The organism is Streptomyces sp. NPDC102514 (assembly GCF_055584525.1).
This window is the reverse complement of the sequence record NZ_JBVJLW010000006.1, coordinates 21430-37055: the sequence shown is the minus strand read 5'-3', so window position 1 is coordinate 37055 and position 15626 is coordinate 21430. Positions and strand designations below refer to the sequence as shown.

At 69.9% G+C, this 15626-nt stretch carries 10 protein-coding genes; 3 read left to right on the top strand and 7 right to left on the bottom strand.

What is annotated here, in order from left to right:
- Positions 1-53 precede the first annotated feature (53 nt).
- Entirely contained in the window at positions 54-1034 is a 981-nt protein-coding gene (gene galE / locus ACZ60E_RS17025) for a UDP-glucose 4-epimerase GalE (protein WP_469441275.1), read from the top strand.
- Positions 1035-1125: 91 nt separating this feature from the next.
- Here galE and ACZ60E_RS17020 read toward each other — a convergent pair whose 3' ends face one another.
- Entirely contained in the window at positions 1126-1347 is a 222-nt protein-coding gene (locus tag ACZ60E_RS17020) for a hypothetical protein (RefSeq protein WP_055517933.1), read from the bottom strand.
- Positions 1348-1499: 152 nt separating this feature from the next.
- Entirely contained in the window at positions 1500-2183 is a 684-nt protein-coding gene (locus ACZ60E_RS17015) for a TetR/AcrR family transcriptional regulator (RefSeq protein ID WP_469441272.1), read from the bottom strand.
- Positions 2184-2372: 189 nt separating this feature from the next.
- Between ACZ60E_RS17015 and ACZ60E_RS17010 the strand changes: the two genes are divergently transcribed.
- On the top strand, positions 2373-3305 hold the full coding sequence (locus tag ACZ60E_RS17010) for an ABC transporter permease (RefSeq protein WP_384815416.1): 933 nt from the start codon (positions 2373-2375) through the stop codon (positions 3303-3305).
- Positions 3298-4110: an ABC transporter ATP-binding protein gene (locus tag ACZ60E_RS17005; protein WP_469441270.1), complete on the top strand. Its 813-nt coding sequence runs from the start codon at positions 3298-3300 to the stop codon at positions 4108-4110. Before ACZ60E_RS17010 ends, ACZ60E_RS17005 begins: the two co-directional genes overlap by 8 nt.
- A gap of 136 nt (positions 4111-4246) precedes the next feature.
- Here ACZ60E_RS17005 and ACZ60E_RS17000 read toward each other — a convergent pair whose 3' ends face one another.
- The 5 genes from ACZ60E_RS17000 to ACZ60E_RS16980 form a co-directional block, all read right to left on the bottom strand.
- Positions 4247-5395: a glycosyltransferase gene (locus ACZ60E_RS17000; protein ID WP_469441267.1), complete on the bottom strand. Its 1149-nt coding sequence runs from the start codon at positions 5393-5395 to the stop codon at positions 4247-4249.
- Positions 5392-8268 (bottom strand): bifunctional glycosyltransferase/CDP-glycerol:glycerophosphate glycerophosphotransferase, encoded by a 2877-nt coding sequence (locus ACZ60E_RS16995; protein WP_469441264.1) that lies wholly within the window; start codon positions 8266-8268, stop codon positions 5392-5394. Before ACZ60E_RS16995 ends, ACZ60E_RS17000 begins: the two co-directional genes overlap by 4 nt.
- Before the next feature lie 295 nt (positions 8269-8563).
- Positions 8564-13501 carry an NAD-glutamate dehydrogenase gene (locus ACZ60E_RS16990; RefSeq protein WP_469441262.1) on the bottom strand — a complete coding sequence of 1646 codons (4938 nt, stop codon included), beginning with the start codon at positions 13499-13501 and terminating at the stop codon, positions 8564-8566.
- A gap of 669 nt (positions 13502-14170) precedes the next feature.
- The gene (locus ACZ60E_RS16985) at positions 14171-14836 is read right to left on the bottom strand and encodes an HAD family hydrolase (protein ID WP_384815403.1); all 666 of its coding nucleotides are present in this window, start codon (positions 14834-14836) and stop codon (positions 14171-14173) included.
- A 95-nt stretch (positions 14837-14931) separates the two neighbouring features.
- Positions 14932-15447: a DUF6912 family protein gene (locus ACZ60E_RS16980; protein ID WP_385837637.1), complete on the bottom strand. Its 516-nt coding sequence runs from the start codon at positions 15445-15447 to the stop codon at positions 14932-14934.
- Positions 15448-15626 lie beyond the last annotated feature (179 nt).

The window sequence follows — 15626 nt, the reverse complement described above, 5'->3', positions numbered from 1 at the left end:
GACACACGAGTCCACGCGAGTACGCACGAGGACACATGAGGGGACGGCCGTAGATGACCTGGCTGATCACCGGCGGCGCCGGCTACATCGGGGCGCACGTCGTCCGCGCCATGACCGGGGCGGGCGAACGGACCGTGGTGTACGACGACCTGTCCACCGGGATCTCCGAACGCGTCCCGGACGGGGTCCCGCTCGTCGTCGGCTCGACCCTGGACGGGGAGCGGGTCGCGCGGGCGCTGAAGGACCACGCGATCACCGGTGTCGTGCATCTGGCGGCGAAGAAGCAGGTGGGCGAGTCGGTGGACCTGCCCCTGCACTACTACCGCGAGAACGTCGAGGGGCTGCGCGTGCTCCTGCAGGCGGTCACGGCCGCCGCGGTGCCGTCCTTCGTGTTCTCGTCCTCGGCCGCGGTGTACGGCATGCCCGACGTCGACCTCGTGACCGAGGAGACGCCCTGCGTGCCCATCAACCCGTACGGGGAGACGAAGCTCGCCGGGGAGTGGCTGCTGCGGGCCACGGGCCGCGCGCACGGTCTGTCGACGGCCTGTCTGCGCTACTTCAACGTGGCGGGGGCGGCAGCGCCGGAACTGGCCGACGTGGGCGTCTTCAACATCGTGCCGATGGTCTTCGAGAAGCTCACGCGGGGCGAGCCGCCGCGGATCTTCGGCGACGACTACGCGACCCCGGACGGCACCTGCGTGCGCGACTACATCCACGTCGTCGATCTGGCGGAGGCCCATGTCGCGGCGGCCGGACGCCTGGCCGCGGCGCCCGGCACCGAGCTGACCCTCGACATCGGCCGCGGCGAGGGAGTCTCGGTCCGCCGCATGATCGACCGCATCAACGAGCTCACCGGCCGCACGCTCGCGCCCACGGTGACACCGCGCCGGCCCGGCGACCCGGCGCGGGTCGTCGCCTCCGCCGAACGCGTCGCCGCGGAACTCGGCTGGAAGGCGAAGTACGGCCTCGACGACATGATCACGTCGGCCTGGGAGGGCTGGCTGCAACTCCACCCGCAGGCACGACGGAACTAGGAACCGCCGCACGGCTCCGCGGCTCCGAAACGCACTCGCCGCGGGCCGGAGGTGGTCCTGGGCCGCGGCGAGGGTGCTCTGACGGGATCCGTCAGAGCTTGTCCATACGGGTGTAGGGGCTGACGATACGGGCCTGGCGGGAGCCGAAGTCGACGAGCATCGCGATGCCCTCCTCGACGCCGACAATCCTGCCCAGGCCGAACTGGTCGTGCGTCACACGGTCACCCAGGGCGAAGTGCTTGGCGACCGGGACAACCGGAGCTTTGAAGGGACTGGTGGACAGGTGGCGCCGGGGCGCGGATGGCTTCGTCATCGTGTTTCCAGTATGCGCCCCCGGAGGGCCCGAGAGTGAGGCGTGGATGACAACGATCCGGTCGCTGCGGGGGTCGGGCGCCCTCTGAGAGGTGCCCGGAGCAGGGCGGCAGCCGCCGCCGAACCGCAGGTGGAACGGCCGTCTCCGGTCCTCTACAGCGCCTTGAGAGCCGCCGCCGTGGCCCGGGTCAAGCTCTCCAGATATCCCTTCGGCGGCTTTGGGCCACGGATCACCACCGCGCGCCAGTACAGCGGTCCCGACATCAGGTCGAGAGCCAGTTCGCCGTCGACGTCCGCCCGGATCTCACCGCGCGCCCGGGCCGCCTCCACGATGCCGTTCGCGACGCCCGCCTGCCCCTCGCGCAGCGCCTTCTGCAGGGCCTCCGCGATCTCCGGGTTGCGGGCCGCCTCAGCCTGAAGGTCCGGGATGACCTGCGAGGCGACAGGGTGACGCAGGGCGCGTGAGGTGACCTCGTACAGCAGGCGCAGATCGCCCTCCAGGGTGCCCGTGTCGGGCGCGGGCAGCCCCTGTACGGCGATCGCGGAGACCAGGTCGAGCACCAGGTGCAGCTTGGAGCGCCACCGGCGGTAGACGGCGGTCTTGCCGACGCCCGCGCGGCGCGCGATCCCCTCGATGGACATGCGCGCGTATCCGACGGCCGCGAGTTCCCCGAAGACGGCGGCCCTGATCGCCTCCGTGACGTCCTCCCGGAGCACCGCCGCTCCGGCGGGGGCCCTGCGGCGCGGCTTCGCCTCGGACTCCGGCCCCGTCTCCGGCCGCTGAGGGCTCCGGGCTGCTCCGTCGGCGTCGGCGTTCGTCGTCATACGGCCCAGCATAGAGGCGTGACGACGAAACGGTTGCGTTCCGACGTCGGATCGGCCTACGCTCACGTGACGACGATACGGTCCCGTCCCGACGTAAAGTCGTCCTCAATCGCAGCTCAACCGCAGGTAAAGAGCCCTCCTGGGGCTTCCCGTACGTCCCTTCCTCCCTCTCCGCCCCTCCCCCGAGTGAAAGCAGCGGATGTGAGTCAGGTCCTCGACACACCGTCCTCGGCGACCCCGCCCCCGGCGCCGGCCCCGTACGACGACGACCCCGCGGCACTCGCCGCCCGCCACGGCCTCACCGTCAGCGGCGCACGGCCCACCCTGTCCGCGTACGTCCGCCAGTTGTGGGCGCGCCGGCACTTCATCACCGCGTTCGCCACGGCCAAGCTCACCGCCCAGTACAGCCAGGCGAAGCTCGGCCAGGTCTGGCAGGTGGCCACCCCCCTGCTGAACGCGGCGGTCTACTACTTCATCTTCGGCGTCCTGATGGGCACGAGCCGGGGCGTGCCGGACTACGTTCCGTTCCTGGTCACGGGCGTGTTCGTGTGGACGTTCACGCAGAGCTCGATCATGGCGGGCACCCGGGCGATCTCCGGCAGCCTCGGCCTGGTCCGCGCCCTGCACTTCCCGCGGGCGGCGCTCCCCGTCTCGTACGCGCTGCAGCAGCTTCAGCAGCTGCTGTTCTCGATGGCCGCGCTGGTCGTGATCCTGCTCTGCTTCGGTGTGCCCGTCGGCGTGTCCTGGCTGCTGGCCGTGCCGACGCTGGCACTTCAGTTCGTGTTCAACGCGGGCGTGGCGATGATCGTGGCCCGGCTGGGCGCCCGTACACCGGACATCGCGCAGCTGATGCCGTTCCTGCTGCGGACCTGGATGTACGTCTCCGGTGTCATGTGGAGCATCGACCGGGTGCTCAGCGGCCACCCGGACATGCCGCGTGTCGTGCTGCTCGCCCTGCAGTGCAACCCGGCCGCCGTCTACATCGACCTCATGCGGTTCGCGCTGATCGACTCGTTCCACGCGGGCCAGCTGCCCCACCACGTGTGGGCACTCGCGGTCGGCTGGGCCCTGCTCGCCGGCGTCGGCGGGTTCATCTACTTCTGGAAGGCTGAGGAGACGTACGGCCGTGGCTGAACAGAGCGCAGTGACCGACGGAGTCGGTCCGATCCCCACCGTCGTCGCCGACCGCGTCGACATCGTCTACCGCGTCAACGGCACCGGGGTGGGCCGGGGCAGCGCCACCGCCGCGCTCAACCGCATCCTGCGCGGGAAGAAGGCCGAGCAGGCGTCGGGCGTACGCAAGGTGCACGCCGTCAGGTCCGTGTCCTTCACCGCGTACCGGGGTGAGGCGATCGGCCTGATCGGCACGAACGGTTCGGGCAAGTCCACCCTGCTCAAGGCCGTCGCCGGCCTGCTGCCCGTCGAGCACGGCCGTATCTACACGGACGGCCAGCCCTCCCTGCTCGGCGTCAACGCCGCGCTGATGAACGACCTCACCGGCGAACGCAACGTCTACCTCGGCGGGCTCGCGATGGGCATGTCCCGGGAGCAGGTGCGCGAGCGGTACCAGGAGATCGTCGACTTCTCCGGGATCAACGAGAAGGGCGACTTCATCACCCTGCCCATGCGGACGTACTCCTCCGGGATGGCGGCGCGGCTGCGGTTCTCCATCGCCGCCGCCAAGGACCACGACGTGCTGATGATCGACGAGGCCCTCGCGACCGGGGACCGCTCCTTCCAGAAGCGCTCCGAAGCCCGGATCCGCGAGCTGCGGAAGAGTGCGGGCACGGTCTTCCTGGTGAGCCACAACAACAAGTCGATCCGGGACACGTGCGACCGGGTGCTGTGGCTGGAGCGGGGGGAACTCCGGATGGACGGCCCCACGGAGGAAGTCCTCAAGGAGTACGAGAAGTTCACGGGGGGCGGGGGGAAGGGATAGTTCGGTGCGTGGTCGGGTGCGGGTCCGTGGGGGCTGGTCGCGCAGTTCCCCGCGCCCCTACCGCCCAGGGGCGCGGGGAACTGCGCGGGTGACCCCCACCGGCCCGCACCCGACGCACAACCGGAATCAACCGGCCTCACCGTTCAAGAAACGCGAACAACCCCTCCCACCTGTTCACGATCTCGGTCGTCGTATAACGCTGGATGTTGGCACGGGCGCGATCACCCATGCCGTCCCGCAGCTCCTTGTCGGACATGAGCGCGTCCAGGCGCCGCGCCAGTTCCCCGGTATTGCCGAGGCCGGCAAGGAGCCCGTCCTCCCCGTCGTGGACGATCTCGTGGACGCCGGGCGCGCAGTCGAACGCCGCACACGGCACCCCCATCGCCATCGCCTCCATCAGCGCGAGCGGAAACCCCTCGCCCCGGGAGGACAGCGCGAAAACGGAACCGCCCCGCAGCGCCCCCGGCACATCACCTGTACGCCCCATCCAGTCCACGGAGCCGTCGAGCCCGAGAGCCGTGCACTGCTTCTTCAGGATCTCCTCGTCCTCGCCCGAGCCGTAGATCCGCAGCCGCCAGTCGGGGTGGCGCGGCGCGACCTCCGCCCAGGTGTCGAGGAGCATGTCGATGCCCTTCTGGTCGTGCAGCCGCCCGATGCTGACGACCACGTTCCCGGTGCGCGGCGACGGCACCTCCGGCATGAACGGCAGCGGATTCGGCATGTACGAGGCGTTGTTCATGCCCTGCCCGATCCACAGGTCGGCGTCCTCGCGGGTCAGTGCCAGCATGCGGTCGACGTCCCGGTAGTGCCTGCGCACCCGGTGGAAGCGCGAGGACGCCTTCGAGTACGTGTACGACTCGTGGCTCATCCCGATCACGGTCAGGCCGTGCGTGTCGGCCCGGGCGACCCACTCCATGGCCCACACCTGCGTGACGATCACGACCGCGCCGGGCCGCGCCGCCCGGAAGAGGGCGGTGAGTTTCGTGGCCTCCTCGCGCATGCTCGCCTCGCGCGCGCGGCCGGGCCGCGGCGGCTGTCCGGCGTACAGGGTCGTCGTCGGGTACGGGAGCCCGCCGAGTTCCTGGGGCACCTCGGACGGTGTGATGCCGACGACGTGGACGCGATGGCCGCGCCCGGTGAACAGCCGGGCCATCTGGTGCGACCAGCTGGTCACCCCGCCCAGTTCGTCGACGCTGTTGGAGACGAAGAAGACGTCCCGGCGCGGATCCGCGCAATCCTCGGAATCCGCGGTCGCGGGGATGTCCTGGTCGGTCCCGGCGGTCATGCGCGCCTCCACTGGGCGAAGAACTGGTCGACGATGCTGCGCGCGGCGGTACCGGTGTCGTACTCGCCGAACTCCGCGACGAACCCCTCCCGTGCCTCCCGGTACTTGACCACCTGCTCGTCGAGGGAGGCGAGGGCCACGTACAGCTCCTCCTCGGTGCGCACGGCGGGGCCAGGCGCCCGTTCGAGGAGGTCGAAGTAGGTGCCGCGGCCCTCGTGCACGTACTCCTCGTAGTCGTAGGCGTAGAAGAACAGCGGCCGGCCGAGGAGCGCGTAGTCGAACATCACGGACGAGTAGTCGGTGATCAGGCCGTCGGCGAGCGCGAGCAGCGGCGTCACGTCGTGGCGGGCCGACACGTCGACGACGCGTCCGCGCACGGACGGCGGGAGCACGACGTGGTTGAGGTAGTGCGAGCGCACCAGCAGGACGTACCGGTCGCCGAACTCGTCGGCGAACCGCTCCACGTCGAAGGGCAGCTCGAACCGCCGCTGTTTGCCGCCGTGCTGCCGGAAGGTGGGCGCGTACAGCAGGACGGCCTTGTCGTCGGGGATCCCCAGCTCGGCGGCGAGCAGCCCGCGCTCCCGCACACCGGTCTCCTCCTCGCGCCTCCGGGCCGCCACGAGCGCGTCGTTGCGGGGGTAGCCCACGCGCAGCAGCGTGCGCTCCTTGAGGCGGAACGCGCGGGCGAGGGTGCGTACGTCGTGCTCGGAGCGGATCAGGAACCGGTCGAAGCGGTCGAGGACGCGCTGCTGCTCCTCCTGCGCGCCCCGGGTCCTGAGCTTCCACTCGGCCTCGTCGAAGCCCATCCGCTTGAGCGCCGACCCGTGCCAGGTCTGGATGTACGTGGTCCGCGACCTCTTGGTGAGCTTCAGCGGATAGCTCTGGTTGTCGACCCAGAACTCCGCCCGCGCCAGCGCCTTCAGATAGGGCAGCGACCAGCGGCGTACGAGCGTGGCGTCGGGCGGGAAGCCCTCGGGGCGGCCGGCGTACGACCACACGGCGTCGAAGTCGAGATCCTGGCGCCGCATCTCCTCGTAGAGCGCCTTGGGGCTGTCGCTGTACTGCCGGCCCAGATGGCTCTCGAAGACGACCAGGCCCTTCTTCAGGGGCAGCCGGCTGAACACCTCGTGATAGACGCGGATCTTGGTGGCCCCGGAGGTGAGCTTCCGCCGCACCCTCTTCGCCTTGCGGTACCCGGACTTGGCGAGCCGGCCGGGCGTCCCCCGCACCCCTCGTCCGACGAGCGCGTCGACCTTCTCCCGGGTCGGGACCCGGAAAGCGAGGTGGCCGCGCGCGGAGACCTCGGGCTCGATGTGATCGGCGACCAGCCGGGTGAGCCGCGGCCGGACGGGCGACCGGCCGACGGCCAGACCGGGTTCGGAGGCGGTGAGGCGGGTGGTGGTGCGTACACCGTCGACGTCCAGGCGCAGCCGTACGTCCCACACGGCGTCCACGACACCGAGGGGCCGCAGCCCGCGCGCGAGGTCGACCGACGCCTCCCAGGCGATGAACTCGCCCTCGTGCCGCAGCGTGCGGACGGGAAAGCGGAAGGTCTGGAAGCGCACCCCCTTGCGGCGGGCGCCGAACTCCAGCTCACCGGCGAGCCGCGCGCCGGCCGGGACGACACCGAGGGGATTGGTGATGCGCCCGGCGAGCCGGACGGTACCGGTGGCCTCTTCATACCTGGTCAGAACGTTGCGCAGGAACATCTTCTCGACGGTTCTGGCGTGGTGGCCGAGTGCGGTGACATCAAGAACGTGCCGAGCAAAGTCCTTCTCACCCTCGTCGCTGTCGTCGATGTGCTCGGCGCACCAGTAGACGCGGCCGTCGCGCTCGACGAGCGGCGAGGAGATCTTGTCGCGGTTGGTGAGGGTGTCCACGGCCGGCAGGAGGTTGTCCCAGTCGCTCTCGCGCAGCAGATAGGCGCAGATGGCGTGGATGGGCTCGACCTCGTCGAAGGCGGCCCGGTCGATGGAGTCCAGATAGCCGCGTGCGATGGCGGCGAACTCCTGTCGGTAGGAGGCGTCCCGGAACGGCAGGTCGCGCAGATGCAGCACCAGGTCGTGCTTGAGGAACTTGACGTCCTTGAAGAACTTCAGCTCCGCCAGCCCCCGCTCGGCCAGCAGCCGGTCGACGCGTCGGTGGATCTCCATGCGGTGCGCGAAGTTGGCGATCTCGGCGCGGCGGTTGCTGATGGACTTCGCCGCGGCCTTGTCGACGACCCGCCAGTCGTAGACGCGGTTCGGAATGAGGGTGATCCTGCGGGCCGCCGCGTACGCCTGCGCGGAGAAGAGCAGGTCCTCGTAGTGGATACCGACGGGGAACTCAAGACCCTCCCTGACCAGGAACTCCCGGCGGTAACACTTGTTGGTGGACAAGGTGTCGAAGACCAGCAGGTCGGGCAGCTCAGAGATCGACTCCAGGGTGCGGGTGCGGGTGTACAGCCAGGGGTACCACTTGACCTCCTTGCCGCCCCGCGAGTCGACGTGGACGCGGACGCACAGCCCGGAGACGAGGTCGGCGCCGGTCGTCTCGGCCGCCTCCAGCATGTTCCGGCAGGCGTTGCGTTCGAGGACGTCGTCGCTGTCGAGGAAGAGGACGTACGTGCCGCGTGCCTCGGCGATCCCGCGGTTGCGGGGCGCGCCGCAGCCTCCGCTGTTCTCGTCCAGCCGGAAGGCGCGTACGCGTCCGGGGTGCCTCGCGGCCAGCCCGCGCGCGACCTCGTACGAACGGTCCGTGCTCCGGTCGTCGACGATCACGACCTCGACGTTGCGCAGCGTCTGCTCCACCACGGAGCGGACGGCTGTGTCCAGCCGGGCCTCGTCGTTGTAGACGATCACAACAACGGAGATATCAGGGCAATCCTCGTTCATCCTATTTACCCTAAGTGCCCCCCGAGATTCCCGTCATCGGGGCTAGGCCGGTAGGGGGGTGCAGTTCCCGTCACTGACTCGAGGGCGCTGCCCCCGAACCCCCGGTCCTCAAACGCCGGACGGGCTGAAAGCTCTTCAGCCCGTCCGGCGTTTGAGGACGAGCGCGGAGCGCGATCAAGGGGGCGAGGGGCGCAGCCCCATGTGTGGACGGGAAGGGTAGGGGCGGCGGGGGCGAAAAAAGAAAGAGGCACCCCCAACCCACAGGGGTGCCCCTCTTCAAGCGCGACGCCAACCGCTACGAATGCGTCCGCAACATCGTCCGCATGGTCCTCATGGCCACAGACAGATTCGCAAGATCGAACGCCTCGGACCCCTGAATCTCCTCGAGCGTCGTCCGCGCCCGCGCAAGAATCGCCGCGTTCTTCTCCTCCCACGCCTTGAACCGCTGCTCAGGCGTGGCGGAGCCATCCCCCGCAGCGAGCACATCCGCGGTGAGCGCCGCATGCGCCGCGTACAGGTCCTCACGGATCGACGCGCGGGCCATCGACTGCCACCGGTCGGCCCGGGGCAGCTCGATGATGCGGTCCATGAGCTGGGTGATCCGCAGCCGGTCGCCGAGGTCGTAGTAGACCTCCGCGACGGCCATCGGATCCTTGCCCATGCGGTCACCGACCGCGACGATGTCGAGCGTCGGGAACGCGGACGAGAACCCGGCGACCCGCTGCGCCAGCTCGTCGGTCACCCCGGCCCCGGACAGCTCGTCGTAGATCTGCTGGTACCACTCCAGATCCGCGCCCCGCAGCAGGTTGGGCAGCTCGCCCCAGACCTGTGTGACCCGCTCCTGGAAGAAGCTGATCGTTTCGGCAAGCTGGATCGGCTGCGGCCGGTTGTTGAGCAGCCACCGCGTACCGCGCTCGACGAGCCGGCGCGAGTGCAGCCGGATCCGGGTCTGGACCCCCGCGTCGACCGTGTTGTCGAGCGCCTCGACGCCGTCCCACACGGAGCTGGAGTTGAAGATCGCGCGGGCCGCGGTCTGCGCCCTGACGATCTCCTCCAGGGACGCCCCGGTCTCCTCCCGCAGACGGTGCAGGAAGCTCGTACCACCGGTGTTGACCGTGTCGTTGACCAGCACGGTCGTGACGATCTCGCGCCGCAGCGGGTGGTTGTCGATCTGCTCGGCGAACTGCCGGCCGAGCGCGCTCGGGAAGTACGCGTGCAGCAGGCTCCGCAGGTACTCGTCGTCGGGCAGCGACGTGTGCAGCAGCTCGTCGGAGACCGTGATCTTCGTGTACGCGAGGAGGACGGCCGTCTCCGGCTGCGTCAGCCCGTGCCCGGCGTTGAGCCGCTCCTTGATCTGCCGCTCGGTGGGCATGAACTCCAGCGCGCGGTTGAGGTGGCCGGCCCGCACCAGGTGCCGCAGGTAGCGGTGCTGGGCGTGGAGCATGCTCGGCGACTGGGCGAGCGCGTTGGCGAGCGCCGTGTTCTGCGCGTAGTTGTTGCGCAGGACCAGGGTGCCGACCTCGTCGGTCATCTCGGAGAGCAGCTTGTTGCGCTGCTTGACGGTCATGTCGCCGTCCGCGACGACCGCGTTGAGCAGGATCTTGATGTTCACCTCGTGGTCGGAGGTGTCCACGCCCGCGCTGTTGTCGATGGCGTCGGTGTTGACCTTGCCGCCGGCCTGCGCGAACTCGATACGGCCGAGCTGGGTGAGGCCGAGGTTGCCGCCCTCGCCGACGACCTTGACCCGCAGGTCGGCGCCGTCCACGCGGATGGCGTCGTTGGCCTTGTCGCCGACGTCCGCGTGCGTCTCGGTGGACGCCTTCACGTACGTACCGATGCCGCCGTTCCACAGCAGGTCCACCGGCGCGGCGAGGATGGTCCGCATCAGGTCGGCGGGGGTCATCTTGCCGATGTTGCCCTCGATGCCGAGAGCTTCCCTGATGTGGCTGTTGAGCTGGATGGCCTTGGCGGTACGGGGGAAGATGCCGCCGCCCTGCGACAGCAGCTCCTTGTTGTAGTCGGCCCAGGACGAGCGCGGCAGTTCGAAGAGGCGGCGGCGCTCGGCGTACGAGGTCGCGGCGTCCGGGCGCGGGTCGATGACGATGTGCCGGTGGTCGAAGGCGGCGACCAGGCGGATGTGCTCGGAGAGCAGCATGCCGTTGCCGAAGACGTCACCGCTCATGTCGCCCACGCCGACGACCGTGAAGTCCTCGGTCTGGGTGTTGACGCCCAGCTCGCGGAAGTGGCGCTCCACGGACTCCCAGGCGCCGCGGGCGGTGATGCCCATCTTCTTGTGGTCGTAGCCCGCCGAGCCGCCGGAGGCGAAGGCGTCCCCGAGCCAGAAGTTGTACGACTCGGCCACGCCGTTGGCGATGTCCGAGAACGTCGCCGTGCCCTTGTCGGCGGCGACCACCAGGTAGGTGTCCTCGCCGTCGTGCCGTACGACGTCGGAGGGCGGTACGACCTCACCGGCCACCATGTTGTCGGTGATGTCGAGCAGCGCCGAGATGAAGGTCTTGTAGCTGCGGACGCCCTCGGCCATCCAGGCGTCGCGGTCCACCGCGGGGTCGGGGAGCTGCTTGGCGACGAAGCCGCCCTTGGCGCCGACGGGCACGATGACGGTGTTCTTGACCATCTGCGCCTTGACGAGCCCGAGGATCTCGGTGCGGAAGTCCTCACGCCGGTCGGACCAGCGCAGACCGCCGCGCGCGACCTTCCCGAACCGCAGGTGCACGCCCTCGACGCGCGGCGAGTACACCCAGATCTCGTACGCCGGACGCGGTGCGGGCAGGTCCGGGATGGCCTGCGGGTCGAACTTCATGGAGACGTAGTCGTGCGGTACGCCGCCGCCCGCCTCCTGGAAGAAGTTCGTGCGCAGGGTCGCCTTGATGACGGTGAGGAAGGAGCGGAGGATCCGGTCCTCGTCGAGGCTGGCCACCTGGTCGAGAGCGGCGTCCAGCTCCTCCAGGAGGGCGTCGGTCAGCTCGGTGCCCGCCCGCTGCCGGTCCGGCGACATACGGGCCTCGAAGAGCGAGACGAGCAGCCGGGTGGTGTGGACGTTGCTGCGGAGGGTGTCCTCCATGTAGTCCTGGCTGAACGTCGAACCGGCCTGGCGCAGGTACTTGGCGTACGCGCGCAGCACCATCGCCTGCCGCCAGTTCAGCCCGGCGCTCAGGACGAGGGAGTTGAAGCCGTCGTTCTCGGCGCGCCCGGTCCAGGTCGCCGCGAAGGCCTCCTGGAACCGCTCGCGGCCGTCGTCACCGAGGTGGTCGCCGTTGCCGCCTAGCGACTTGGGCAGCCGCAGACCGAAGTCGTAGATCCACGCGGAGGCGCGGTCCGGGCAGCGCAGTTCGTAGGGCCGCTCGTCGGTGACCTCGACGCCGAGCCGGGTGAGGACCGGCAGGACGGCGGAGAGGGAGACCGACTCTCCGATGCGGTAGATCTTGAAACGGCGCTCTCCGGGAGCGGCGCCGACCGGCTCGTACAGGCTGAGGTCGAAGTCCTGGCCGTCGCCGAGCTGCTCCAGGCGGACCAGGTCGGCGACCGCGGTGCGCGGGTTGTGGTCGGCCTTGTAGCCCTCGGGGATGACGTTGCCGTAGCGGCGCAGCAGTTCGGCCGCGCGCTCCTCGCCGCACTCCGCGTTCAGCGCCTCGGCGAAACCGTCGGCCCAGGAGCGGGCGGCCTCGACGAGCCGCGCCTCGATGCGGTCCTTGTCGGCGTCGCTGAGCTGCGGCAGCTCGGTGCCCTGCGGGACCCGGACCACGAAGTGCAGCCGGGAGAGGATCGATTCGGTGTTCCAGGCGGTGAAGTCGACGCTGATGCCGCCGAGCTCCTCCTTGAGGATGTCGATGATCCGCAGGCGCACGCCGGTGGTGTAGCGGTCGCGCGGGAGGTAGACGAGCGCGGAGTAGTAGCGCCCGTACTCGTCCTGGCGCAGGTAGAGCCGCAGCCGGCGCCGCTCCTGGAGGTACAGCACGGACGTGACGATCGCCCGCAGTTCGTCGGGCGGGGTCTGGAAGAGCTCGTCGCGCGGGTACGTCTCCAGGATCTGGAGGAGGTCGCGGCCGTCGTGGCTGTTGGGCGAGAAGCCGGCGCCGCGCAGGACCTCGGCGACCTTGCGGCGGATGACGGGCACCCGGCGCACGGACTCGGTGTAGGCGGCGGAGGAGAACAGGCCCAGGAAGCGCCGCTCCCCGATGACGTTGCCGTCGGCGTCGAACTTCTTCACGCCGACGTAGTCGAGGTAGGACGGCCGGTGCACGGTGGCGCGGCTGTTCGCCTTCGTCAGGACGAGGAGCTTGTGCTCACGGGCCTTCGCCCGGGCGTCGGCGGGCAGCCGCTCGAAGGACGGGCTGACGGGGTGGCTCTCGTCCTCGCCGTGCTGCGGGTCGGAACGCAGGACGCCGAGCCCGGTCCCGGGGACGGCGGCCAGCGAGTCGTCGTCGTGCAGCTCGTACTCGCGGTAGCCCAGGAAGGTGAAGTGGTCGTCCGCGAGCCAGCGCAGCAGCTCGCGGGCCTCCTCCACCTCCTGGTCGCGCAGGTCGTCGGCGGTGGGCTCCTTGGGCAGCTCCTCGGCGATCCGCAGCGCCGAGTCGCGCATCTTCTCCCAGTCCTCGACGGCCTCACGGGCGTCGGACAGGACCCGCAGCAGATCGGCGGTGATCTGCTTGAGATCGGCGCGGTCGGTCTCGCGGTCGATCTCGACGTGGATCCAGGACTCGATCGAGGCGTCGTGCGGGAGGTCGCCGGTGGGGCGGGTCTTGAGGACCTCGATGAGCTCGCCGGTGAGGTCTCGCCGCACGACGAACTGCGGGTGGATCACGACATGGATCCCGCGGCTCTGCCGGGACAGCTCGTTGGTCACCGAGTCGACGAGGAAGGGCATGTCGTCGGTGACGACCTCAACGACGGAGTGGCTGCAGGTCCAGCCGTTCTCCTCGACGGTCGGGGTGACGACTCTTACGTTCGCCGTGCCCTGGGGGCGCTTCTCGGCCAGCCGATAGTGCGAGAAGGCGGCGCCGAAGACATCGACCGGGTCGCGGTCGGCGAGGTCCTCCGGGGCGGTGTGCAGGTAGTAGCGCTGGAGGAACGCGAGCAATGTGTCCTGGTCGGGAGCGCTCGCGCCCGTCTTCCCGGTCGGCAGGTGAGAATTCCCCCCGACCGGGCTGTTCTCAGCAACCCGGGCGGCTCGTTCGAGCAGCTCGGCCTTGGCTTCGTCCAGCTTGGTCTGCATTGTCCTCTGGCTCCTGTCGCGCGCCGTTGCGTGACGTCGTAGAACGTGAAGTGACGTAGCGCCGCGACGCGGGGTGTCCGGTCTGATCCGACGCTATGCCGCGATGAGAGATGAGCGGGGCGTTATCGGCCATATTTGGCGGCACCGGAGGGTGTGACCCTGATCTCGGTGCCTGTTCCGCGGCTGCCCGCTCGCGGGGACCAGCGACCGCCCGGTCACGGATGTCGTCCGTGCGGTCCGGGCGCAGGGCAGGGGCAACGATGCCCCCGCGACGTATCGCGCTGATCACGCACCAAGGCTATCGCCCCTGCGGGGGGCCTCGTCACGAGCCGTATGTGTACAAAACAGGGATCACCTTTTTGACACTTTGCACAGTTCACTCGGCCACCGACTGTGCACTTGAGCCCCACGGACACAGCGCCCTGGTCCAGCCCCGCGGACACAGCGCCCTGGTTCAGCCCCGCGGGCACCGCGTCCTGGTTCAGGGCCGCGGGCACCGCGCCCTTGAGGCGGCGCAGGCAACTGCGCCCTTAAGGGGCGCGGGGAACTGCGCGACCAGCCACAACGAACCCGCACCCGACACCCAACCTCCGGCCGAAGGCCACAGGCCCGCAGGCCACAGCCCGAGCCGCAGGGCTCACATCGACCAGGGCACCGAGCCCCACAAACTCACGCCGCCAACCACTCGGCCAGAGTCACCGCCTCCGCGAGCGAATCCACCACCGGCACCCCCACCCCCTCAAGACTGCCCCGGCTGTGCGACCCCCCGGTGTACAGCACGGCCTTCGCCCCCACATGCCGCGCAGCGATCGCGTCGTCCGCCGCGTCCCCGATCACCACCGTGCGAGCGGGGTCGACGCCCGTCAGGGCTCTCAGATGCCGCACCATGTGCTCGGCCTTGCTGCCGCCCGACGGCCCGGTCCGCCCGTCGACCCGCACGAAATGGGGCTCGATCCCGAACCCCCGCACCAACGGCACCAGTTCCTCGTGCCCGTACATGCTCAGGATCGACTGGCTCCGCCCGCCCGACACCCACCCGGCGAGCAGCCCGGGCACCCCGTCGGTGAGCCCGCACCCCACCCGGTGCTCCGCGTAGTACCGGTGGAAGACCGCGTCCATGACCTCCCACTCGTCGTCCGTGGGCAGCCGCCCGATCAGCCGCTCGTAGAACTTCGGCACGGGCACGCAGTACAGCTCCCGGTACCGCTCCAGCGTGATCGACGGTATGCCCAGCTCGGCGAACGCCGCGTTCGTCGCGCCGATGATTGCCTTGTTGTCGTGGAACAGCGTCCCGTTCCAGTCCCAGACGATATGTGTCGCTCCGCGCATCCCCATATCCAAAAAGTACCCGGCACCACTGACAAAGCCCCATGTGCGCTTCGAATGGTCTGCGGGAGCACCTGCCGGGCGACACACGCCCCCGGAGCGCTTCAGTCGCCGAGCCCCACGAGGTTAGGGATCTCCTGCGTGGCGAACCAGAGCAGCTCGTGGTCCGCGGCCCCGTCCACGACGAACTGGGCGTCGTCGTCGCCGCGGTCCGCCGCACCCAGCGCGTCCGCGGCGGCCGTCACCTCCGGCTCCGCCTCGTCCGAGTCGACGTGTACGGCCGCGGCCTTGGCCAGCGCGACGGCCGCGCCGACCCGCAGTTCGCCGAGGGACGCGGGGTCGGGTCCCAGGCCGGGCTCGGCGACCGCGGCCCCGTCCGGCACGTCGACGGCGACGACGACGCGTCGGCGCGGGGTGCCGGGGTCGAGCGCGACCAGCCGCAGGGAGGCGAGCGCGGCCCGGTTCAGCGCCGCGTACTCCAGTTCCTCGATGTCGTCGGAGAGGTACCACTCGCGCAGCGCGGGCGTGACGGCGTACGCGACGAAGGGTCCCGAGCCGAGCTCCCCCGTCTTGTACGCCTCGGCGAGACCGGAGAGGGTCAGAGGGACGTACACGCGCATGGCCGACCGCTTTCGTAGACGTGGTTCCGTGGGCGGGTCCCGCACCTGCCGGAAGGTCTTCAGGATACGTGCGGGTGTCCCCTTTCGAGTCCGTACCCACCCCCGCCCGGGCGTCCACCCCCGTCCCGCACGTCACCCGGTGGACCCCAGGCCCCCCTAAGGCCGCCGCCGCTTCCGTC

What these genes read in the sequence shown, in the direction of transcription:
- ACZ60E_RS16990 (WP_469441262.1), bottom strand. Translation starts at nt 13,501, where the DNA reads ATGCAGACCAAGCTGGACGAAGCCAAGGCCGAGCTGCTCGAACGAGCC.
- ACZ60E_RS16980 (WP_385837637.1), bottom strand. Translation starts at nt 15,447, where the DNA reads ATGCGCGTGTACGTCCCTCTGACCCTCTCCGGTCTCGCCGAGGCGTAC.
- ACZ60E_RS17015 (WP_469441272.1), bottom strand. Translation starts at nt 2,183, where the DNA reads ATGCTGGGCCGTATGACGACGAACGCCGACGCCGACGGAGCAGCCCGG.
- ACZ60E_RS17020 (WP_055517933.1), bottom strand. Translation starts at nt 1,347, where the DNA reads ATGACGAAGCCATCCGCGCCCCGGCGCCACCTGTCCACCAGTCCCTTC.
- ACZ60E_RS16985 (WP_384815403.1), bottom strand. Translation starts at nt 14,836, where the DNA reads ATGGGGATGCGCGGAGCGACACATATCGTCTGGGACTGGAACGGGACG.
- ACZ60E_RS16995 (WP_469441264.1), bottom strand. Translation starts at nt 8,268, where the DNA reads ATGAACGAGGATTGCCCTGATATCTCCGTTGTTGTGATCGTCTACAAC.
- galE (WP_469441275.1), top strand. Translation starts at nt 54, where the DNA reads ATGACCTGGCTGATCACCGGCGGCGCCGGCTACATCGGGGCGCACGTC.
- ACZ60E_RS17000 (WP_469441267.1), bottom strand. Translation starts at nt 5,395, where the DNA reads ATGACCGCCGGGACCGACCAGGACATCCCCGCGACCGCGGATTCCGAG.